The organism is Halorubrum sp. CGM4_25_10-8A (assembly GCF_005435025.1).
GTDB lineage: Archaea > Halobacteriota > Halobacteria > Halobacteriales > Haloferacaceae > Halorubrum > Halorubrum ezzemoulense.
In genome coordinates this window covers 1-21,564 of the sequence record NZ_SGTX01000031.1, presented here as the reverse complement: position 1 = coordinate 21,564, position 21,564 = coordinate 1, and the positions used below count along the sequence as shown (strand labels likewise).

At 71.9% G+C, this 21,564-nt stretch carries 20 protein-coding genes; 13 read left to right on the top strand and 7 right to left on the bottom strand.

Features of this window, described 5'->3' with window-relative positions; genetic code table 11:
* The 3 genes from EXE52_RS17410 to EXE52_RS17400 all read left to right on the top strand — a co-directional run.
* Nucleotides 1-774 (top strand): rhomboid family intramembrane serine protease (locus EXE52_RS17410; protein ID WP_137703965.1); only part of this gene is annotated, 774 nt, incomplete at its 5' end.
* Nucleotides 774-1,637, top strand: coding sequence for an endonuclease V (locus EXE52_RS17405; RefSeq protein ID WP_089307934.1), 864 nt, complete (start codon nt 774-776; stop codon nt 1,635-1,637). The genes EXE52_RS17410 and EXE52_RS17405, both read left to right, overlap by 1 nt.
* Nucleotides 1,638-1,722: 85 nt before the next feature.
* Nucleotides 1,723-1,995: a hypothetical protein gene (locus tag EXE52_RS17400; protein WP_004596496.1), complete on the top strand. Its 273-nt coding sequence runs from the start codon at nt 1,723-1,725 to the stop codon at nt 1,993-1,995.
* Between the two features lie 19 nt (nt 1,996-2,014).
* Here the strand turns inward: EXE52_RS17400 and EXE52_RS17395 are convergent, their stop codons facing one another.
* Complete coding sequence (locus EXE52_RS17395; RefSeq protein ID WP_089307935.1) at nt 2,015-3,325, bottom strand: MBL fold metallo-hydrolase; 1,311 nt, start codon at nt 3,323-3,325, stop codon at nt 2,015-2,017.
* 111 nt (nt 3,326-3,436) lie between these two features.
* Between EXE52_RS17395 and EXE52_RS17390 the strand changes: the two genes are divergently transcribed.
* The 6 genes from EXE52_RS17390 to EXE52_RS17365 all read left to right on the top strand — a co-directional run bounded on the left by EXE52_RS17390 (nt 3,437) and on the right by EXE52_RS17365 (nt 10,222).
* On the top strand, nt 3,437-4,204 hold the full coding sequence (locus EXE52_RS17390) for an AAA family ATPase (protein ID WP_089307936.1): 768 nt from the start codon (nt 3,437-3,439) through the stop codon (nt 4,202-4,204).
* Nucleotides 4,201-4,860, top strand: a complete 660-nt coding sequence (locus tag EXE52_RS17385; protein WP_049932476.1) for a hypothetical protein — start codon at nt 4,201-4,203, stop codon at nt 4,858-4,860. The genes EXE52_RS17390 and EXE52_RS17385 overlap by 4 nt, the downstream gene beginning before the upstream one ends.
* Nucleotides 4,861-4,992: 132 nt before the next feature.
* Nucleotides 4,993-5,622 carry a hypothetical protein gene (locus EXE52_RS17380; RefSeq protein ID WP_049932475.1) on the top strand — a complete coding sequence of 210 codons (630 nt, stop codon included), beginning with the start codon at nt 4,993-4,995 and terminating at the stop codon, nt 5,620-5,622.
* Between the two features lie 373 nt (nt 5,623-5,995).
* Nucleotides 5,996-8,317, top strand: coding sequence for a phosphoenolpyruvate synthase (gene ppsA / locus EXE52_RS17375; protein WP_086216187.1), 2,322 nt, complete (start codon nt 5,996-5,998; stop codon nt 8,315-8,317).
* A 76-nt stretch (nt 8,318-8,393) separates the two neighbouring features.
* Nucleotides 8,394-9,476 (top strand): tyrosine decarboxylase MfnA, encoded by a 1,083-nt coding sequence (gene mfnA, locus EXE52_RS17370; protein ID WP_089307937.1) that lies wholly within the window; start codon nt 8,394-8,396, stop codon nt 9,474-9,476.
* A 110-nt stretch (nt 9,477-9,586) separates the two neighbouring features.
* The gene (locus EXE52_RS17365; RefSeq protein ID WP_049932469.1) at nt 9,587-10,222 is read left to right on the top strand and encodes a halocyanin domain-containing protein; all 636 of its coding nucleotides are present in this window, start codon (nt 9,587-9,589) and stop codon (nt 10,220-10,222) included.
* A gap of 98 nt (nt 10,223-10,320) precedes the next feature.
* On the opposite strand, the gene EXE52_RS17360 is transcribed toward EXE52_RS17365, so the two are convergent.
* Nucleotides 10,321-11,370 (bottom strand): glycosyltransferase, encoded by a 1,050-nt coding sequence (locus EXE52_RS17360; protein WP_089307938.1) that lies wholly within the window; start codon nt 11,368-11,370, stop codon nt 10,321-10,323.
* Nucleotides 11,371-11,486: 116 nt separating this feature from the next.
* Here EXE52_RS17360 and EXE52_RS17355 point away from each other — a divergent pair, with 116 nt between their 5' ends.
* The 4 genes from EXE52_RS17355 (at nt 11,487) to EXE52_RS17345 (ending at nt 15,687) form a co-directional block, all read left to right on the top strand.
* A complete protein-coding gene (locus EXE52_RS17355; protein ID WP_089307939.1) occupies nt 11,487-13,292 on the top strand; it encodes a S9 family peptidase in 1,806 nt (601 codons plus the stop codon).
* Nucleotides 13,293-13,698: 406 nt separating this feature from the next.
* Nucleotides 13,699-13,821: a hypothetical protein gene (locus EXE52_RS19070; RefSeq protein ID WP_254921814.1), complete on the top strand. Its 123-nt coding sequence runs from the start codon at nt 13,699-13,701 to the stop codon at nt 13,819-13,821.
* Nucleotides 13,822-13,910: 89 nt separating this feature from the next.
* Nucleotides 13,911-14,150 carry a hypothetical protein gene (locus tag EXE52_RS17350; RefSeq protein WP_049932464.1) on the top strand — a complete coding sequence of 80 codons (240 nt, stop codon included), beginning with the start codon at nt 13,911-13,913 and terminating at the stop codon, nt 14,148-14,150.
* A gap of 133 nt (nt 14,151-14,283) precedes the next feature.
* Nucleotides 14,284-15,687 (top strand): PAS domain-containing sensor histidine kinase, encoded by a 1,404-nt coding sequence (locus EXE52_RS17345; protein WP_179235223.1) that lies wholly within the window; start codon nt 14,284-14,286, stop codon nt 15,685-15,687.
* Between the two features lie 10 nt (nt 15,688-15,697).
* Here the strand turns inward: EXE52_RS17345 and EXE52_RS17340 are convergent, their stop codons facing one another.
* The 5 genes from EXE52_RS17340 to EXE52_RS17320 form a co-directional block, all read right to left on the bottom strand.
* A complete protein-coding gene (locus tag EXE52_RS17340; protein ID WP_137703966.1) occupies nt 15,698-16,483 on the bottom strand; it encodes an aldo/keto reductase in 786 nt (261 codons plus the stop codon).
* 117 nt (nt 16,484-16,600) lie between these two features.
* Entirely contained in the window at nt 16,601-19,183 is a 2,583-nt protein-coding gene (locus EXE52_RS17335) for a cation-translocating P-type ATPase (RefSeq protein WP_089307940.1), read from the bottom strand.
* Between the two features lies 1 nt (nt 19,184).
* A complete protein-coding gene (locus tag EXE52_RS17330) occupies nt 19,185-20,018 on the bottom strand; it encodes a sulfite exporter TauE/SafE family protein (RefSeq protein ID WP_049932459.1) in 834 nt (277 codons plus the stop codon).
* Between the two features lie 69 nt (nt 20,019-20,087).
* A complete protein-coding gene (locus tag EXE52_RS17325) occupies nt 20,088-20,513 on the bottom strand; it encodes a plastocyanin/azurin family copper-binding protein (RefSeq protein WP_049932457.1) in 426 nt (141 codons plus the stop codon).
* A 58-nt stretch (nt 20,514-20,571) separates the two neighbouring features.
* Nucleotides 20,572-21,384 (bottom strand): helix-turn-helix domain-containing protein, encoded by an 813-nt coding sequence (locus EXE52_RS17320; protein WP_089307941.1) that lies wholly within the window; start codon nt 21,382-21,384, stop codon nt 20,572-20,574.
* Between the last annotated feature and the right edge of the window lie 180 nt (nt 21,385-21,564).

Here is a 21,564-nt window from a genome sequence, read left to right as displayed (position 1 = left end):
GACGCGCGGGGCGGCGGGGGCGGAGTCGTCGACCGCGTCAAGCGTCGGGTCGACCGCGAGACCGGCACCGGCGGGTTCGTGAGCTTCTTCCGCAACAACGCGACGTACGCGATCCTGCTGGCGATGTGGGTCACGTTCGTCGCGCAGTGGGTCGCGCTGTTCGTCGGCGGCCAATCGCTCCACAACACCCTGTTCGTGCTCCAGTCGGAGGCGGTCACGAACGTCTGGACGTGGGTGACTTCGGTGTTCTCGCACGCCCCGGGACAGCTGTTCCACATCATCGGCAACAGCGTGGTCATCCTGTTCTTCGGCCCCCTCGTCGAGCGCGCCGTCGGGTCGAAGCGGTTCGCGGCGTTCTTCTTCGGGGCGGGGATCGCCGCGGGGCTCGGCCACGTCCTCTTCGCGATCGCGACGAACGCCCCGCCGACGGGGGTCCTCGGCGCCAGCGGCGCCGGCTTCGCGATCCTCGGCGTCCTCACCGTCTGGCGGCCGAACATGCAGGTCCTCCTCTTTTTCGTCATCCCGATGAAGATCAAGTACCTCACGTGGGGGATCGCGGTCGTCTCCGCGCTGCTCGTGGTCACGAGCGGCACGGGCGGCGTGGGCGGCATCGCGCACCTCGCGCACCTGATCGGGTTCGCCATCGGGCTCGCGTTCGGCAAGCGCAACGAGGGGCTCGCCCGCTCCGCGGGCGGCATGGGCGGCGTCTCGATGGGCGGCGCCCGCGGCCCCGGGGGTCCAGGAGGCCCCGGCGGTCCGGGCGGACGCTTCTAATGGACCTCGCGCGGCCCGATCTCCGTCCCGACCCGTCGCTGTCGCGGCAGGAGATGGAGTCGCTCCAGCGCGAGATCGCGGCGGCCGCGGCGTTCGACGACGACCACGCGCTCGACCCGGCCGCCGTCGCGGTCGAGTCGGCCGCCTCGCTCGCCGACGGCCTCCCGCCGGCTCGCCCGGACGCGGTCGCGAACGAGACGCTCCCCGGTACCGGCGGCGCGGTGGAGGAGTCCGGTGTGCCCACCGTCGTCGGCGTCGACCAGGCGTTCCGCACCGACCGCGCGGGCGACCGTCCCGACGCCGCCGTCTCCGCCGCGGTCGCGCTCCGCGGCGGGACCGTGGTCGAGTACGCAAGCGCGACCACGCCGCTGTCGATCCCGTACATTCCGGGCCTGCTCGCGTTCCGGGAGGGCGAGCCGATACTGGCCGCGCTCGACGCGCTCGACGCCGAGGCCGATCTGCTGGTCTGCGACGGCTCCGGGCGGATCCACTTCCGGGAGGCGGGGCTCGCGACGCACGTCGGCGTCCTGTGCGACGTGCCGAGCGTCGGCGTCGCGAAGAGCCTCCTCTGCGGCGAGCCGGACGAGCCGACGGCCGAGCGCCCCGCGGGCTGGCGGACGCCGATCCGCGCGGACGACGCGGTGACGACGGCCGAGCCGGGGACGGTGATCGGCCACGCGTTCCAGTCGCGCCAGTACCCGAACAGCAGGCGGGTGAACCCCCTCTACGTCAGTCCCGGGCACCGCGTGTCCGCGGAGAGCGCCGTCGACCTCGTCGCGGCGCTGTGCGCGGGCTACAAGCTCCCCGAGCCGACGCGGCTCGCGGACGCGCACGCGGAGCGGGCGAAAGGCGACGCGGAGTGAGCGCGGAGGCCGTTTCGGACCGACACTGTGTCACCTGTTACCACGGGCAGGCGGTTTTTAGACGGTCGCCCGCGAACGCAGAGACATGGGAGACGACGACGCCGAGAGTCCGATGTCCGCCGAGGAGTTCCGGTCGCTGACCGACGGGCTGGTGCGACAGAGTTCGGGCGGCGGGACCACCGTCTACAAGAACGCCGCGGGGGTCGGCTGTCCGAACCCGGACTGCGACCGCGGCGTCTTCCAGACGCTGTTCGTCAGCGACCACGGCTGGCAGCAGATCGGCGCCACCCGCGACGGGATCGACCTCTGTCTCGTCAACACGGAGTCGAAGCGGCTCGTCTTCATCCACGACGAGTAAGCGGTTCGGCGCGACGCCGTCAGTCGTCGTCCGCGGGGGAGCCGGCGTCCGGCTCGGCGGCGCAGCGGTTCGGACCGAGTTCGAGTTCGATCGCGGCGGTCTCGTCCGCCGGCGACTCGACCCCGCGGTTGGCCGCGATCACCGACTCGTAGTTCGGCGGCTTCTCCGGCAGCGTCCGCGTGATCCGTTCGACGAAGTCGTCCGCGTCGAGGCCGAGGACGTCGATCTCGCCGCGCGCGGCGCCGACCGTCGTGAAGACGGGCTCGCCGGGCTCGACCTCCCCGGTCGAGCCGTCGTTCGCGACGGCGAAGTGGCCCGGGCAGACGACGACGCCGTCCGGCTGCGCGAGCAGCGTCCCGTGGAGCGAGTCGTACAGCCGACGGGCCGCGCCCGCGGCACCCCCGTCCGAGACGCCTCCACCGTCCGCGCCGCCCTCGCCGCCGTCGTCCGCCGAGAACTGGAGCTCCGTCCGGCCGACGCTGTCGGTGAACAGCGTGTCGCCCGTGAGCACCGCCGCGTCGCCGACGAGGTAGCTCGCGCCGTCGTCGGTGTGCCCGGGCGTCGCGAGCGCCTTCAGGTCGACGCCGCCGGCGTCCAGCGTCTCGTTGCGTTCGATCGGCTCGAACTCGGAGGCCACGTCGCGGGCAGCGGCCGCGGCGGGCAGGTAGTACGGGACACCGAGGTCGTCAGCGAGCGCCCGGCCGCCCGAGAGGTGGTCCGCGTGAACGTGCGTGTCGACAACGGCCGCGATCGACGCGCCGCGTTCGGCGGCCGCCTCGACCCACTCGTCGCCGTGTCTGGAGACGTCGATAGCGACGGCGACGCGGTCGGAGCCGTCCCGGGCGTCGGATCGGTCGGCGGGAACGTGGTCCGCGTCGCCCGGCTCGCGACCGCCGACCACGAGGTAGCCCAGACACCCCTTCGCGCGGCGCTGGACCTGGACGAGGTCGAGCGGCGGGGCCGCGTCGGGCCGGTCGCCGAGCGGGACCTCGGTGCTGTCGTACACCGCGGACCAGCCGCGCATGCCGTCGGCGACGACGGTCACGTCCTCGTACCCCGCGGCGTCGAGCTCGGCGGCGAAGTCGTCGGAGGCCTTCCCCTTCGCGCACAGCGTGATTACGCTGTCGTCGGTCGAGAGCCCGGTCTCGCGTTCGAAGTCGTCGACGTCGAACTCGTGGAACGGCTTGTAGAAGTAGTGGACCGCGTCCGCCACGCGCCACCCCGCGAAGCTCTCCTCGGGTCGCGTGTCGACCACGGCGAACGAGCGCTCGCCGCGCCGTCGCTCGTCGATCCTGTCGCGGAACTCGTCGGCGGCTATCGTCTCGACCATGGTGCTCCCATCGCGCCGCGGGATCAAAAGCGCTGCCGCCGACACGGCCGAGGAGCGAAGCGGGCGAGCGCGATGAAGAGGATTTATTCGGACCGCCGGGCGACCGGGCGTATGGTCGAGGCGTTCGCGGTCGCCAGCGGGAAGGGCGGCACGGGGAAGACGACGAGCACGCTCGCGCTCGGGATGGCGCTCGCGGCCGATCACGACGTGACCGTCGTGGACGCCGACACCGGCATGGCGAACCTCCTCTTTCACGCCGGGCTCGACGACGCGGCGGTTACCCTTCACGACCTCCTCGTCGAGGGCACCGCGACGGACGTGAACGAGGCGACCTACGAGCGGTTCGGACTCTCGGTCGTCCCCTGTGGCACCTCGCTCGCGGGCTTCGAGGCCGCGGAGCCGGAGCGGCTCCGCGACGTGGTGGCCGAGCTCGCGCGCGACACCGACGTGCTCCTGCTCGACTCGCCCGCCGCGCTGGGCTCGAAGTCCGCCGTGCTGCCGGTCGTCCTCGCGGACCGCGTCGTCGTCGTCGTCGAGCCGACGATCCCCGCGCTCTCTGACGGCCTGAAGGTCCAGGAGTACGCGCGCTCGTACGGCACGGAGACGGCCGGCGTCCTGTTCAACAAGGTCAGAGGCGGGGCCGACGACGTCGCCGCGCAGGCGGAGCGCCACTTCGGCGGCCCCGTCCTCGCGAACGTCCCCGAGAGCGACGCGGTCCGCGCGGCGCGCCGGGCCGGCGAGCCGCTGATCGCGCACGCGCCGGAGAGCGAGGCCGCCGCGCGCTACCGGCGGGCCGCCGACCGGCTCGACGTGCGCGACGGCGACGGCGACGCGGTCGCCGACCGGTTCCGCAGCGCGGTCGTGCCCGACACGCCATGAGCGGAAGCCCGGAGGGCGACGGGTCGGCGTCGCCGACCCTCACCGTCCCGCGGGGGACGCTCCTGCGCTCGCGGGTAGTCTCCGACGTGGGAACGACGCTGTCGCGCGCGCTCGACCGCGGGCTGACCGGCTACGCGACGCTCGTCCCGCAGGAGACGCTGCTACTCTCGGGCAAGGCACGCGGCGTCCTCACCTTCGAGGACGGCGTGCCCGTGCTGGCGTACAACACGGTGACGGACAGCGGCGGGCCGGACGCGCTCGCGGAGCTCGCGGTCCCCGGCCCCTACCGCGTCGAGCTGTACGCCGTCGACCGGAGCGGACTGGCGGCGGCCCACGAGGAGGAGTCGCTGCGGGTCGCGCCCGACGCGGCCGCGACCGAGCTGGCCGACGACGCCGACCTCGCCGAGCGGACCCGCGACGCGGCGCCCGGAGAGCGACTGCGCGACGGCGACGACGAGGACGACGCCGTCGCCGCCTTCCTCGCGGACGACGACCGGATCGATGCGATCCGCGAGCAGGCGCGAGCCGAGGCCCGCGACCGGGCGGCCGAGTGGGGGCTCGACGACGCGCTCGACGGATCGGCCGAACCGGACGGGGACGACGCCGACGCGGCGGCCGGGGACGGTGCGGTGAGTGGGGGCGCGGTCGACCGCTGACCGAACGGTTATTCCGGCCCGGCCCGTCATGTCAGTATCACGGTCCTCCGACTGCTGCGGCTGACGACGACCGCCGACTTCGCGAGCTGGTACGCCGCCGGCCGCGCGTACACGGCCGGCGTCGCCGAGGGAATGGGCTTTTCGGGCGTCGACAGCCTCAACGGCGACCGAGTCGAGCGCCGCCTCCGGACGGCCCCCGACGAACTGACGCCGGACGAGGCCCGGTCGGTCGCGGCGACGCTGCTCGCGGACGGGGCGTTCTCGGAGCCGTACTGCGAGTGGCTGCCGACGTGGTACGAGCTCGCGCTCATCGCGCCGGTGCGGTACTGCGACTGGCGGCTGCGCCGAGTCGCCGGCGCGGTCGCCGACCGGGCGTCCGTGACCGCGACCGCGCCGCGGTTCTCGCGGCCGGCCGACGTGCGGATCGACGGCGCGCCGGCGCTGTCGCGGGCCTCCGGCTTCCGCGAGCGGTTCCTGCTCGCCGACTCGCTGCTCCACTTAGAGTGGTTCGTCCACGTCGCGGCCGCGGACGGCATCGACGTGCCCGCCGACCTTATCGCGCGGACCCGCGAGGAGTCGCTGTCGTACTACGGCGGCGATCGGGACCACCTCTCGCCGGACGTGCGTCGGTTCCAGCGGCACCTGTTCGCCGACGACCGCTGGGTCCGGCGCGTCGACGAGGCGTACGACCTCGACAGCGCCCTGTTCGGGCTCTGGGAGCGACTGCTGCGCGACGAGCGTCGGCGGCTCGATGAGAGCTGACGACGCGGACTCCGAGCCGAGGACAGTCGTCCGGAATGCTGTTACAGACCCTGTAAATCGTTACGGGATCCGAACGCGGAACGGGAGGTAAGTATAGACCGATTCATCGATTATGAGGTTGTACGAACCGGTATCCGGTTCGCTGTCCCCGACGCTCCGGCCCTCGTTTTGACGGACGATCGGTGTTCAGTCGTCGACGAACTGTTTCCGGTCGGGCTACCGCACGGTGCCAGTCGCTCGTTCGCGGGTTCGCGTCCGGGACGATCCCCCATGCTGCGCCGTCGGAGACAACTCGGTCCCGAGTTGTGTTTTATTCACCGTTTCGCATGCCGGAAGCTTCATAGGTCGCCTCGCGGATCCTCCGGGTACACGAATGGCAGTACTCTTGCTGGAGGACGTCGACGCCGACGACGTCGGGACCGTCGGTGGGAAGGCCGCGTCGCTCGGCGAACTCATCGGTGCGGGGCTCCCGGTGCCGCCGGGGTTCGCCGTCACCGCGGGCACGTATCGAACGTTCATCGAGGAGGCCGGGATCGACGACGAGCTGTTCGACGCGGTCGACGTGGACCCGGAGGACTCCGCCGCCCTCCGCGAGGCCGAGGCGACCGCCGAGCGGCTGATCCTCGACACCCCGTTCCCCGAGGAGGTCCGCGAGGAGATACTGGAACAGTACCGGGCGATGGGCGAGGACGGCGAGGAGGCGTTCGTCGCGGTCCGCTCGTCCGCGACCGCCGAGGACCTCCCCGACTCCTCGTTCGCCGGCCAGCAGGAGACGTTCCTCAACGTCCGCGAGGACGACCTCCTCCGGCGCGTCAAGGAGTGCTGGGCCTCGCTTTTCACCCAGCGCGCGATCTACTACCGGCAGCAGCGCGGGTTCCCGCACGCGGACGTCGACATCGCGGTCGTCGTCCAGCGGATGGTCGACGCCGAGAAGTCCGGCGTGATGTTCACCAGCCACCCCTCGACGGGCGACCCGCAGGTCACCATCGAGGCGGCGTGGGGGCTCGGCGAGGCGGTCGTCTCCGGAACCGTCTCGCCCGACAACTACGTGTACGACCGCGAGCGCGGCGCGGTCGACGAGGTCACCGTCGCGGACAAGAAAGTCGAGATGGTGAAAGACCCCGACACCGGCGAGACGGTCCAGCTCGACGTCGACGAGGACCGGCGGAGCGAGCGGGTCCTCTCGGACGGGGAGATCGGCGACCTCGTCGAGCTCGGCGAGCGCGTGGAGGACCACTACGGCGCCCCGCAGGACGTCGAGTGGGCGATCTACGGCGGCGAGATATACATGCTCCAGTCGCGCCCGATCACGACGATCCGAGAGGACGCCGGCGACGAGGGCGGAGCGAGCGGCGCCGACGCGGCGGCCGCCGACGGCGAGGGCGCGACGACTGCGCGGGGCGGCGACGACGACGCGGACGTGCTCGTCGACGGGCTCGGCGCCAGCCCGGGCGTGGTCTCCGGGGCCGTCCGGCTCGTCCACAAGCTCGACCACCTCGATCAGGTACAGGAGGGGGACGTGATGGTGACGGAGATGACGATGCCCGACATGGTGCCGGCGATGAAGCGCGCCGCCGGCATCGTCACCGACGAGGGAGGGATGACGAGCCACGCCGCGATCATCTCCCGCGAGCTCGGCGTCCCCGCGGTCGTCGGGACGGGGAACGGGACCCGCGTCCTCGAAGACGGCCAGCAGGTCACGCTCGACGGTGACAAGGGGACGCTCCGGGCCGGCGAGGACGAGTCGGCCGAGCCGGGCGAGGAGTTCGAGCCGGTCGAGGCCGCGCGCCCCGAGACCCCCGTCAAGCCGATGACGGCGACGGAGGTGAAGGTGAACGTCTCGATCCCGGAAGCGGCCGAGCGCGCGGCGGCGACGGGCGCCGACGGCGTCGGCCTGCTCCGGATCGAACATATGGTGCTGTCGCTCGGGAAGACGCCCGAGACGTACATCGCCGACCACGGCGCCCGCGCCTATCAGGACGAGCTGATCGAGGGCGTCCGGCGCGTCGCCGACGAGTTCTACCCGCGACCGGTCCGCGTCCGGACCATCGACGCGCCGACCGACGAGTTCCGCGAGCTGGAGGGCGGCGAGGGCGAGCCGGCCGAGCACAACCCGATGCTCGGCTGGCGCGGGATCCGCCGGAGCCTCGACAAGCCCGAGCCGTTCCGGCAGGAGCTGGCCGCGTTCGCGCGCCTCTACGACATGGGGTACGACAACTTGGAGGTGATGTTCCCCCTGGTCAACGACGCCGCCGACGTGGAGGGGATCGCGCGGCACATGCGCGAGGCCGGGATCGACCCCGAGACGCACCGCTGGGGCGTGATGATCGAGACGCCCGCCAGCGCGCTCCAGATCGAGGAGCTCGCCGAGGCGGGCATCGACTTCGCCTCCTTCGGGACCAACGACCTCACCCAGTACACGCTCGCGGTCGACCGCAACAACGAGCACGTCGCCGACCGGTTCGACGAGCTCCACCCCGCCGTGTTGCGGCTCATCGGCGACACCATCGAGACGTGCCGCGAGCTCGGCGTCGACACGAGCATCTGCGGGCAGGCCGGCTCGAAGCCCGAGATGGTCGAGTTCCTCGTCGAGAAGGGGGTCTCCTCGATCTCGGCGAACATCGACGCGGTCCGCGACGTCCAACACGAGGTGAAGCGGACCGAACAGCGCCTCCTACTCGATTCGGTTCGCTGAGTCCGCTCGCGGTGCGTTTCTCTCCCGGCGCCGAGAGCGGAACGGGTAAGAGCCGCCCCACGTAACAGGGTGGCAGATGCGACAGCCGGAACCGGAGCCGCAGTCGTTCGACCGGGTGCTCTCCTCGATGTGTACCGAGCCGCACCCGGACGCCCGCGCGGCCGCCGAGCGATTCCTCGCGACGAACCCCGGCGACCCCGCGACGTACGAGTCGGTGGCGGAGCTGGAGGCCCGGGCGGTCGAGGGGCTCGCGACGCTCGCGGCCCACTCGGCCCCCGCCGACGCCGCGGGGTACGTCACCTCCGGCGGCACCGAGGCGAACGTCCAGGCGGTGCGGTCGGCGCGGAACCGACACGGCGGGAGCGACGGGAACGAGGTCAACGTCGTCGCGCCGGCGAGCGCGCACTTCTCGTTCACGAAGGCCGCGGAGGTGCTCGGGGTCGAGCTGCGGACGGTCCCCCTCGACGACGACTTCCGGGCCGACGTCGACGCCGTCGCGGCCGCGGTCAACGACGGGACCGCACTCGTCGTCGGCGTCGCCGGCAGCACGGAGTACGGGCGGGTCGACCCGATCCCCGAGCTGGCGGCGATCGCCGAGGAAGTCGGGGCGCGGTTCCACGTCGACGCCGCGTGGGGCGGGTTCGTCCTCCCGTTCACCGACCACGCGTGGGCGTTCGCCGACGCCGCGGTCGACACGCTGACGATCGACCCCCACAAGTACGGGCAAGCCCCGGTGCCGGCGGGCGGCCTGCTGGCGCGCGAGGACGCCGCGCTCGACGCGCTCGCGGTCGACACCCCCTACCTGGAGTCCCGGTCGCAGGCGACGCTGACCGGGACCCGGAGCGGCGCGGGCGTCGCGGGCGCCGTCGCGGCGATGGACGCGCTGTGGCCCGACGGATACCGCGAGGCGGCCGAACGCGCGGCCGACAACGCCGACTGGCTCGCCGACGAGCTCGCGGATCGCGGCTACCGCGTCGTCGAGCCGGAGCTCCCGCTCGTCGCGGCCGACGTGCCCGAGTCGGAGTTCGAGTCGCTCCGCGACGCCGGCTGGAAGGTGTCGCGGACCGGCGCCGGCGAACTCCGCGTCGTGTGTATGCCGCACGTGACGCGCTCGGCGCTCCGGGCCTTCGTCGACGACCTCGACCGGATCCGGCGGTAGATTTCGCTGTGATTTCCGGCCGCCGAGGCGGCGATTTCTTATAAGTAGAGCGGGGTCGACGCCGCGTTCGGATCAACATATTCACTACGGGTCACCACGAACCGCCTCGTATGAGTTCGGACGACGTCTCTCGGCGCGCGTTCATGCGGACGGCCGGCGGTGCGGCGGCCGCCGCCGGCGCGGCGACGGCGACGGCGGGGACGGCGGCGGCACAGGAAGTGGAGCCCGACTGGCCCAGCGCGACCGAAGGGAACGTCGGGTCGTACACCGACGCCCGCGGTCAGGACTCGGTGACCATCTCGGTCGGGGCGGGCGACCAAGGCCTCGCGTTCGACCCGACACTCGTGTGGGTCGACGAGGGGACGACGATCACCTGGGAGTGGACGGGCGCCGGCGGCTCCCACAACGTCCAGACGGTCGAGGGCGGCGGCCCGGCCAGCCTCGACAGCGGCGACCCCGTCGGCGAGGAGGGAGCGACGTACGAGTACGAGACGTCGAGCGAGGACGCCGGGATCACCCACTACCACTGCGTGCCCCACACCGCGGTCGGCATGCACGCCGGCCTCGCCGTCGGCGAGGACATCCCCACCGTCGAGGTCGGCGGCGGCGGGTCGAACGCGGTGTTCGTCCCGGACGCCGCCCGCGCGCTCGGCATCGCGACGTTCATCGCGATGGTGAGCACGCTGGGGCTGGCGTTCGTCTTCATGAAGTACGGCGGCACGATCACCGGGCAGGACCAGGCGTAGCGGGCGGTCGCTCCCCTCTCGCCGTCCGTCGCGCCGGTCCGCGGTCCTCCCGACAGTTCGCGGTTCTTCCTCCGTTCGCGGGTCACCCCGCAGTCCCGTCACTCCCCGTCGACGAGCTCCTCGTACAGCGCGACGTACCGGTCGATAACCGCCTCGCGGTCGAACGACGCGAACTCGCGGTCGACCGCACGGCGTTCGAGGTCGCCGACCGCGACGAACTCGTCGGCCAGCTCCGCCGGGCTCGTGACGAGTCGCCCGCGCTCGCGCCCCTCGACGAGCTCGTGGGCGCTGGAGTCGGCCTGGTACTCCACGAGGGCGACGCAGCCGCACGCGACCGCCCACAGCAGGTCGGTCGCGAACGTCTCCCACGTGGCGGTGGCGACCGCGACGTGCGTCCCCTTGAGTATCGGGAGCCGCTCGTCGAGCGGCAGGTCGCCGAGGAACTCGACCCGGTCGGCGATCCGGAGGTTGCTGGCGGTCGCCTCGATCCGGCCGCGCTCGGGGCCGTCGCCGATCACCGCCGCGGTCCAGTCGCGGCCGCGCAGCTCGGCGAGCCCGAGCAGGAACGTCTCGACGTTGGCGTGGCGGTCGAGTCGCCGGGCGTACACCGCGTCGAAGCGGTCGTCGACGCCGGCGGACTCGACCGCGTCGAAGTCGATGCTCTCGGGGAGCACGCGCACGTCGTCGCCGTCCGCCCCGTGCTCGCGGACGCGGGTCTTCGTGGTCCGCGAGGGGGTCGAGACCGCGTCCGCGCGGCGGGCGAGCGGCCGGTACCACCGGCGGGCGTCGGCGGGGTGGTCGCGCCACCAGTCGACGACGACCGGGACCCGCGAGAGCGACCCCGCGACCGTGGCTGCGAGCGCCGGCGTCGGCGGGCTGTTGACCGCGTGGACCACGTCGGCTCCCGCGCGCCGGACCGCGGCCGGGAGCCGCGCGGCGAACGGGATCGGCGCGGGCTCGACGGTGACCGCCCGGAACCCGATCCCGTCCTCCTCGAAGGCGTCGTGGTCGCCGCCCCACCACTGTGCGCAGAGCCAGACCACGTCGTGGCCGCGGTCGGCGAGCGCGCGAGCGGTCCGCAGGGTCCGCGTTCGCGCCGGGGTCTCCCCGTGTCCGGGGGCGAAGAGCGAGGCGAACGCGACGCGCATACGCCGACCGCACGGGGGGAGTCGGTAAAAAGACACGGCATCTCGAGGAGTCGCGGGACCGCGGCGAGGGTTCCGTCACCCGAAACGGTTTCACGGCAGGCGCGGAACCGAGTGTCATGCGACAGTACGACATCGAACGCTACCTCAACGTGCGGAACGCGGGCGGCGCCGACCTCGGCCCCGACGGTCGGCTGTCGTTCCTCCTCGACACGACCGGCACGGGGCAGGTGTGGTCGGTCCGCGGGCCCGAGTCGTGGCCCGAGCAGCACACGTTCTTCGAGGAGTCAGTCTCCTTCGTCGACTCCTCGCCGGAGCGGTCCGAAGCGGTGTTCGGAATGGACGAGGGCGGCAACGAGCGCGCGCAGCTGTACCTGCTCAACTACGAGTCGGGGGGGATCACCGAGCTGACGGCCAAGCCGGAGGCGAAACACCGGTGGGGCGGCTGGGACTCGGCGGGCGACCGGTTCGCGTTCGCGTCGAACCGCCGCGACGAGGCCGTCTTCGACGTGTACGTTCAGGCCCGCGACGAGACCGGCGACGACGCGGAGCTGGTCCACGAGGGGGACGGCTGGCTCTCCGTCGCCGGGTGGTCGCCGAGCGACGACCGGCTGATCGTCCACGAGGCGCACTCCTCGTTCGACCACGACGTGTACACCCTCGACCTCGCGAGCGGCGACCTGACCCACCACACGCCCCACGAGGGCGACGTGCGGTACGCCGGTCCGGAGTGGGGGCCCGACGGCGAGAGCGTGTACCTCGTCACCGACCGCGACACCGACACGCTCCGCCTGGAGCGGATCGACCTGGAGACCGACGAGTTCGCCGTCGTCGCCGACGGGGGCGAGTGGAACGTCGACGGCGTCGCGATAGACGAGTCCTCCCGCCGGGTCGTCTACTCCCGGAACGTCGACGGCTACACCGAACTCACGGCGGGCGAACTCGTCGCCCCCGACCGCATCGACGAGTTCCCGGAGCCGGACCTCCCGGACGGCGTCGCCGGCGGCGTGAGCTTCGGGCCCGACGGCGACCGGTTCGCCGTGACGACGACGGGGAGCACCCACAACGCGAACGTCCACGTCGTCGACGCGACGAGCGGCGAGGCGGAGCGGTGGACGCGCGCCTCGACCGCGGGGATCCCGGCGGACACGTTCGTCGAGCGCGAGCTGGTCCACTACCCGACGTTCGACGGCCGGGAGATCCCAGCGTTCTTCTCCGTGCCCGAGACGGAGCCGCCGGAGTCTGGGTACCCGGTCGTCGTCGACATCCACGGCGGGCCGGAGTCGCAGCGGCGGCCATCCTTCGCCTCTGTGACGCAGTACCTGCTGAACAACGGGTACGCGGTCCTCGAACCGAACGTCCGGGGCTCCTCGGGGTACGGGAAGGCGTACTCCGGGCTCGACGACGTGGAGAACCGGATGGACTCGGTGAAGGACGTCCGGGAGGGCGTCAGCTGGCTCCACGACCACCCCGAGGTCGACCCGGACCGCGTCGTCGCGATGGGCGGCTCTTACGGCGGGTTCATGGTGCTCGCGTCGCTGACCGAGTACCCGGAGCTGTGGGCCGCCGGGGTCGACATCGTCGGCATCGCGAACTTCGTGACGTTCTTGGAGAACACCGGGGAGTGGCGGCGGTCGCTGCGCGAGGCCGAGTACGGCTCGCTCGACGCGGACCGCGAGTTCCTCGAGTCCGTCTCCCCGATCAACAACATCGACCGGATCGCGGCCCCGCTGTTCGTCCTCCACGGCGAGAACGACCCGCGGGTGCCCGTCGGCGAGGCGGAGCAGATCGTCGAGGAGGCGCGCGAACAGGGCGTCCCGGTGCGGAAACTGATCTTCGAGGACGAGGGACACGGGTTCGCGAAGCTCGACAACCGGATCGAGGCGTACCGCGGGATCGTCGACTTCCTCGCGGAACACGTCTGAAGGGTCGCCGCCCGGTCCCCGTGTCGCGCTCAGGACCGGCACGCCCGTCGCCGTGGCCGCCGGGGAGTCGGTGCGCCGTGGCCGCCGAATGCGGGTCCGGTGTGAAAGGGACGGCCGTCACCGTCGGTCGTCTCTCCGATTTTTCCAGAGCGGATACAGCTCTAAGAGCGCGATCAGTGAGATCGCCACACCCGCCACCAGCATCAGCGTGTCCGGGTTAATGTCACGCATGCTCGCAGTACGGTCCGCGGCCTCAAATCGTTTCGTGCGGTTCGCGGGAGGGTGGGCCGGCCGTCGGCGGTCCGAGCGACGGCGTCCGCTCGTGCGGAGTCGCCAGTGTTGACGGGGACGAGTCGCGTTCGCCGCTGATACCGAGATACATTAGCGTGGGGGCCGTACCGGACGTATGCTCCAAGATCCGGTCGACGCTGTGACAGACGACGAGCGCGTGTTCGCGGCGGTCATGATCGTGCTGTCGGTCCTGATCTTCGTGCTCGTGTTTCGGAGCGAGCGGTCGGGGTCATCGTGACGCCGCCGCCGGCGACGTGAGACGAATACGGCCCGAAGTAGGGCTCACAGCAAGGAAACACATATGCCCGTCTGGGGCGTTAATCGTATGTGAGCGATACAACAGAAGAGACGGCGGCAGAAGTTGTCGAAGAGGTCGGTAGTGACGGACTCGGACCCGCGGTGTTCGCGTCCGTGGGGTCGGTGGCGCTCGCGCTGTACTTCTACTACGTGCGCGGCGACAAGCAGCGCGGGCAGTTCGTCGGTCTGTGGCCCGTGACGATACTCGGTCTCGCATCCTATTTCAAGCTGGAAGAGATTCGAGAGGCGCTCTCGGCGAGCGACGACTGAACGGGGTCCACTCGGACCGTCTGATCGCGTCCCGACACGCCGTGGTCCCTTCCGGTGGCGTAGTTCGTCCGTGACCGCCGACGGACGCGAACGGCCGTGACGATTATACGCGTACGCGTGGGAGCATGAGGGAATGAACGGGTCCGAACCGCTCGGGCTGCTGCTCGATCAGGCCCAGGACAAGATCGCCCTGGTCGACGACGAAGGTCGGTTCACGTTCGTTAACGGGGCTTCAGAGCGGATTCTCGGCATCCCGCCGGCGGAGCTCGTGGGCGAGGTCGCCTTCGAGTACATACACCCGGACGACCGTGAGGCGGTCCGTGCGGCGTTCCAGCGAACGATCACCAGCGACGGGTTCGCCGAGGAGACCGTCGAGTACCGCCACCACACTGCGGACGGGTCGTGGGTCTGGCTGGAGAGCCGGATGTCGAATCTCACCGACGACGAACTCGACGGGTACGTCGTCAGCTCGCGGGACGTGACCGACCGCGTCCGCGCCGAGCGGCAGCGCGCGGAGGCCACCTCACACCTCAAAGAAATCGCGGCGGTCTCCGGCGACGTCCTCTGGATGTTCGACGCGGACTGGTCGGAGCTCCTCTTCGTGAACCCCGCGTACGAGGACATATACGGCACGCCGACTGACGAGATCCGCGGCGACCCGGACAAGTTCCTCGACGCGGTCCATCCGGACGACCGGCCCGCGGTCGAGGAGGCGATGGAACTGCTCGCCGCGGGCGACTCCGTCGATATTGAGTACCGGGTGAACCCCGAAGAGAACTACAACCGGTGGGTGTGGGTCCAGGGCGAGCCGATAATCGAGGACGGCGAGGTCGTCCGCATCACGGGGTTCACCAAGGACGTCACCGACCGCCGCCGTCGGGAACGACAGCTCGTCGTGATGGACAACCTCCTGCGCCACAACCTCCGAAACGAACTCAACATCGTCCTCGGGACGGTCGAGGACCTCGAGGCCGACGTGCCGGAGGCGGCGGAACACACGGCGGTGATCCGACGGGTCGGCGAACGCCTCCTCCAGACCGCAGAGAAGGAACGGGAGGTCATCGATCTCATCACCGACCAGCGGGAGACCGATCGGATCGACCTCCGGAGCGTGGTCGAGGGGTGCGTCGAGACCGTCAGGGACCGATACCCCGAGGGGTCGATCACGGTCGACGGCCTCGACGCGGTCACCGTCGACGGGCGCTGCGAACTCCGGTCGGCGGTGACCGAACTCCTCGAGAACCCGTTTCAGCACAGCGACGACGGGAGGCCGACGGTGACGGTCCGACTGCGTCGGACCGACGACGGCGCCGAACTCGTGATCGAAGACGACCTCCCGGCGATACCGTCGGTCGAGGCCGACGTGCTCACCGGCGACCACGACATGACGCACGTCTACCACAGCAGCGGCCTCGGCTTCTGGGTCGTCTACTGGAGCGTGGAGCTGTCCAACGGGGACGTCGCGGTCGACTCCGATCCGGCCGGCCGCGAGCGCGGCAACCGGATCACGGTGTCGCTCCCGCGGGCGGCGAAGTGAGCCGGACGCCCTACCAGTCGGGCCCGAAGTCGGGGTTCAGCTGCCGGTCGGTCCGGCCGAGCGTGTCGATGGCCTCGACGTCCTCGTCGTCGAGTTCGATGTCGAGGCTCGCGAGGTTGTCGCGGATGTGGTCGATCCCGGTCGCCTTCGGGATGGCGGTGACGCCGGACTCGCGCAGCCACGCGAGGCTCACCTGCGCCGCGCTGACGTCGTGCTTCTCGGCGATGTCGGCGATCGCCGGGTCGTCGAGAATCTCCCCGCGGGCGAGCGGCGAGTAGGCGACGAGCTCGATGCCGTTGGCGTCGGCGTAGTCGCGGAGCTCCTCCTGGCGGAGCAGCGGGTGCATCTCGACCTGGTTCGCGAACGGCGCCTCGCCGAGCGCGTCCGTCGCGGCGTCGAGGTGTTCGGGTTCGAAGTTCGAGACGCCGATGCGGTCGATCAGGCCGTCGTCGCGGAGCTCGGCGAACGCCGGCAGCGTCTCCTCGGGCTCGTACTCTCCGGCCGGCCAGTGGACGTACATGAGATCGACCGCGTCGACGCCGAGCTTGTCGAGGCTCTCGCGGGTCGACGAGGCGACGTCCGCGGGCGCGAGCTCGTCGATCCACACCTTCGACGCGAGGAAGATGTCGCCGCGGTCGACGTCGCTCTTCGCGATCCCGTCGCCGACGGCCGCCTCGTTGCCGTAGATCTGCGCGGTGTCGACGTGGCGGTAGCCGGCGTCGAGCGCGTTCGCGACCGACTCGGTACACTGGGCGGGGTCGTCGTTCTCCCACGTGCCGAGCCCGAAAACGGGCATTCCGTTCCGCGTCGGCGTCGCGGGCTGCTGCTGTTGGTCTGTCATCGCTCAGGTCTACTCGCGTGAGCCGAAAGTCGCTTGCGGTAGGGGCGGGCGCGGCCGCGTCACGGGCCGCCCTCAGTCGTCCGCGAGCAGCGCCCGCGAGGAGTTCGTCACCACGAGGAGGCTCGACGCCCCCATCGCGACGGCGGCGAAGAGGGGGTTCAGCAGTCCGGTCGCCGCGAGCGGGATGGCGACCGCGTTGTAGCAGAACGCCCAGCCGATGTTCCCCTTCACGCGCCGGCCGGCCGCCCGGGCGAGCTCGAAGACGGTCGCCACGGAGCCGAGCTCGTCGTCGACGATCGCCACGTCGGCGGCGTCGGCCGCCATCGCGGTGCCGCCGCCGAGCGCGACCCCGAGGTCGGCCGCCGCGAGCGCCGGCGCGTCGTTGGTGCCGTCGCCGACCATCACGGTGACGCCGCGCTCCTTCAGCCGCCCGACCGCCTCGGCCTTCCCCTCGGGCGGCACGCCGGCGAACACCGACGAGACGGCGGCGTGCTCGGCGAACACAGTCGCGGCGCGCTCGTCGTCGCCGGTGAGGACGATCACCTCGACGCCCGAGCGATCGAGCGCCGTCACCGTCTCCTCCCAGCCCTCGCGGAGCTCGTCGCCGACCACGAGGAACCCCTCCGCGGCGCCGTCGCGGCCGACCGCGACCGGGACGCGCCCCACGTCCCGCGCGTCGGCGACCGCCTCGCGGACCGCGTCGGGGACGGTCCACCCGCGCTCGTCGAACAGGTCCGGGTGGCCGACGACGACCTCGACCCCGTCGACGACGCCAGAGACGCCGCGGGCGTGGTCCTCGAAGGACTCGACCGCGGGCCCGCCCGCGTCGGCCGAGGGGTCCGGCCCCTCCGTCGAGGCGTCGACCGCCTCCGCGCCGCCGTCGGCGACGGCCGGCCCGGTGCCGTCGCCGGTCGCGCCGTCGAGCGCGGCGCCCTCGGTGCCGACCTCGGCTCGCGCCGCCGCGACGGCCTGCCCGACCGGGTGCGCGGAGCGCGATTCGAGCGCGGCAGCGAGCCGGAGCAGGTCGTCGTCGACCTCGCGGGCGATCGGCCGCATCTCGCCGGTGGTCAGCGTCCCGGTCTTGTCGAAGACCACCGTGTCCGCGTCGCGGATCCGCTCGAAGACGGTGTCGTCGAACACGACGATGTTGCGCTCCAGCGCGTCGCGGATGCCGGCGGCGACCGCGAGCGGCGTCGCCAGCCCGAGCGCGCACGGGCAGGAGACGATCAGCACCGTCAGCCCGACGAGCATCGCGTCGGTCGGTGCCCCGCCGAGCGCGAGCGACGCGCCCGCGGCGACGACCGCGATGCCGAGGACGGCGGGGACGAACACCGTCGCGAGCCGGTCGGCGAGCTTCTGGACGCCGTGGTTCCCGCTCTGGAGGTCGTACACCAGCTCCGCGACGCGGTCGAGGCTGGAGGTCGCGTCCGGGCCGACCGCGACCGTGAGCGACCCGTCGGCGACGACGGAGCCGCCGACGACCGCGTCGCCGGCGACCTTCCGGACCGGGAGCGACTCGCCGGTGACGACCGACTCGTCGACCGCGGCGTCGCCGTCGACCGCCTCGCCGTCGACCGGGACTCGCTCGCCGGCGCGCACGAGGAGCCGGTCGCCCGGTTCGAGCGCGTCGACGGCGACCGACTCCGGCTCTCCGTCCGCGGTCAGCCGCCGGGCGTCGTCGACTTGGACGGCGGTGACCTCGGAGAGCAGTTCGGTCGCGCGGTCCTTCACCGAGTCCTCGTAGTGGTTGCCGACGGTGACGATGACGACGATGGCGACGGTCACGTCGTAGTATATCGAGGGCGACTCGACGAATATCACCGCGAGCGTGCTGTAGAGGTAGGCGCTCACTGCCGCGATGGCGACGAGGAGGTCCATGTTCGGCGAGCGCGTCTTCGCGCTGACGTACGCGCCCCGCAGGATCGGCTTCCCGGTGAAGAAGAGGACGATGGTGGTGAGGACGCCGATGACGATGAAGAAGTACGTTCCGGAGGTCGAGGCCATCGCCTGGTTGAGGTACTCCAGCGTGCGCTCGTTGTAGAACGGGAACGCGAAGTAGGTCGGGTAGATGAGGACGATGTACTGGAGCATGACCGCCATCCCGACGAGGACGCCCGCGGCGAGCCGCGCCGTCGCCATGTTCCGCGCCTGTCGGCGCGAGAAGGCGTCGTCGCGGTCGTACGCGCTGTATCCAAGCCCGCTCACGGTCTCGGTGAGGTCGTCGATGGTGACCGCGTCCGGGTCGTGGTCGATCCGCACCGTGTCGGTGACGTAGCTCGCGCTCGCGCCGCTGACGCCGTCGGCGTCGGTCGCGACCGTCTCGATGAACGCCTCGCAGGTCGCGCAGTGCATCCCGTCGACCTCCAGGAACGTCGCCTCGTGACCCTCGGGCACGTCGCGGTCGCCGGACCCGCCCTCGGCGTCGGGGTCGTCAGGCCCGCCCGCACCGTCGTCGCCGCGTTCCTGCCGCCGCTCGCGGACCGCGTCGGCGTCGACGTCGACGTCGCCGAGCGCGGCGTACACGTCGCGGCAGCCGGTACAACAGAAGCGGTTGCCCTCGCCGTCGGTGACGTCGACGCCCTCGGTCGGAAGCTCACAGAGGGTACACGCGGAGGGGTCGTCGCCCGCGTCCGGCGGTCGAGCGGCCCCGCTCATTTCACATACCCCCCATGCCGGCGTCGAGCGGGTTCCAGAACGGGAGCCGCGGGTGCGGCACGTGGATCCCGACGGACATCAGCCCGTGAGCGAACAGCACGTAGCCGAGCGCGACGAACGCGACGCCGAGCAGCCGGTGGACCCGGCGGCGGTGGACGGGGTCGACGCTCTCGATCAGCGTCCCGTAGGCGAAGACGGCCGGGATCGTCCCGAGCCCGAGCGCGCCGAGCGCGACGCCGCCGGCGACCGCCGAGCCGCTGGCGAACGCGTAGAGGTACGCCGGGTAGAGGATCGGACAGGGTAACAGCCCGTGGACCGCGCCGAGCGCGACGATCCCCGGGCCGTTCGCGAGGCGGTCGACGTACCCGGTGAGCCACCCGGTGACGCGTTCGAGCCCGGGGAGGTGGACCCCGCCGGTCGCGCCGCCGAGGAGGTACCTGACGCCGACGAGGATGACGGCCGCGCCGACGAGGAGGCCGACCCCGCCGCGGACGGTTTCGGCGGCGCCGGTCAGGGTCGCGGTGGTGACGAACACCGCGCCGCCGAGCGCGCCCAGCAGCGTTCCGATTGTCGCGTAACTCGCCGCGCGTCCGAGGTTGAACAGCGTGTGCTGGCGGACCTCGTAGGTGGTGAGGTGCCCCTCGCGGCCGGTCGCCCTGTCCGCCGTGCGCGCGGCGCCCGCCCCGCCGCCGTCGGTCCGGCCGCCGTCGGCGTCCATCCGACTCGCGTAGACGGTGACGAGCGGGCCGCACATGCCGATACAGTGGGCGCCGCCGAGCAGCCCGATCGCGAGGAACAGCAGGACGTCGGTCCCGAGGAGCGGCGAGAGGTCCATCTCTCAGTCACCCCTCGTTCGTGACGCGGGCGGGAATGGATTTCGGCGGGGGGCGGGCGGGCTCACGGCTCACTCCTCGACGACGACGGTCCCGTACATGCCGCCCTCGCGGTGCGGGATACAGACGTACTCGTGGGCGCCGGGGACCGTGAAGGTGTGTTCGAAGCGGTCGCCGTTCTTCAGGATGCCGCCGAAGTCGGACTGCCACGCCGCCTTGGCGGTCTCGAAGTCGTCGAAGCCGCCGGAGGCGAAGAACTCCGCGCCGTCAGGCAGTCCGCCCTCGGTCGCGGTGACGGTGTGCGACCGCGCGCTCGTGTTCTCCCAGACGACGGTGTCGCCGACCGAGACCGTGATCTCTCGGGGCTGATACGCGGCGGCGAGCATCCCCACGTCGAAGTCGGGTTCGCCGCCGACGCCCGCGCATCCGGCGAGGCCGACCGCCGTCGCCGCGCTCCCGACGGCGCCGGCCCGTCGAAGGAACCGTCTCCGGTACATACCTCTCCTCGGGGCCAGAACGGTTTCAATACCGCGGTCGCCCTCGGCGCGCGGGAACCTACCCGCCGACGAGGTCCTCGAAGACGCGGCGCTGCGCGGCCGCGAGGTGTTCCGAGAACGTGGCGCGGGCGATGCCGATGGCGTCGGCCACCTCCGTCGCGCTCGCCTCGCGGGGGTGTTCGAAGTAGCCGAGGCGCTGAGCGGTACGGACCACCTCCCGCTGCCGGTCCGTGAGCCGCCCCCGGTCGACGACGACAGGGTCCGATCGACTGTCGGCCCCGCCGGAGCTGGTGAGCCGTTCGAGCCGCGCGGACTCGCCGGTCGCCTCCAGCGCGTCGATCACGTCGCCCAGCGGGTCGGCCGCGGGCAGCGACAGCCCGAGCCGGACGCGGTCGGGCGCCGTCCGGACCGTCACCGACGAGACCGGGTAGCCGAGCGACTCGACCGCGTCGGCGGGGAACTGCCCCGGCGCCCTGCTCCGGCAGCGGTAGACGAACTCGTCGCCGCCGTCGAAGACGAGCTCGGCGTCGACGGCGCGGTCGGCGCGGAACTGCGAGACCACCCCGTCGTCGACGCGGATGCGGTCGACGTCCTCCGCGACCGCGCCGGGCGGCAGCACCGCCGCCACCGGCGCCGGCGTCGGGTCGCGGACGACCACCTCGACGCGGACGCCGGCGGTGCCGGGTCTGCCGGCCGCCCGCGACCCGTCCGAACCGCTCCGGGCCGCCTCGGCGTCGGCGACGCCGCCGTCGCTCGCGGCGACCGGCGCTCCGCTCCCGACCGCGTCCGGAGCGCCGTCGGCTCCGGCGGTGCCGGAGGATCCGAAGCGATCGGCAGGACCGGAGTCAGACGACCGCGACCGCCGTCCCATATGTCGATCAAACGGTCGAAGTCGGAAAAAAAGCGAGCCGAACGAGTACGCGTCGCCGCCGCTCGCTGGAGCGCGTAATAAAGCCCCGTCGAGAGTTGGCGTCGACTGACGGGGACCGAGACCAAATCGCACACATGAGCGACGAGTCGCTTCGGGGGCAGTCGGTGGGCGTAGTGGGGG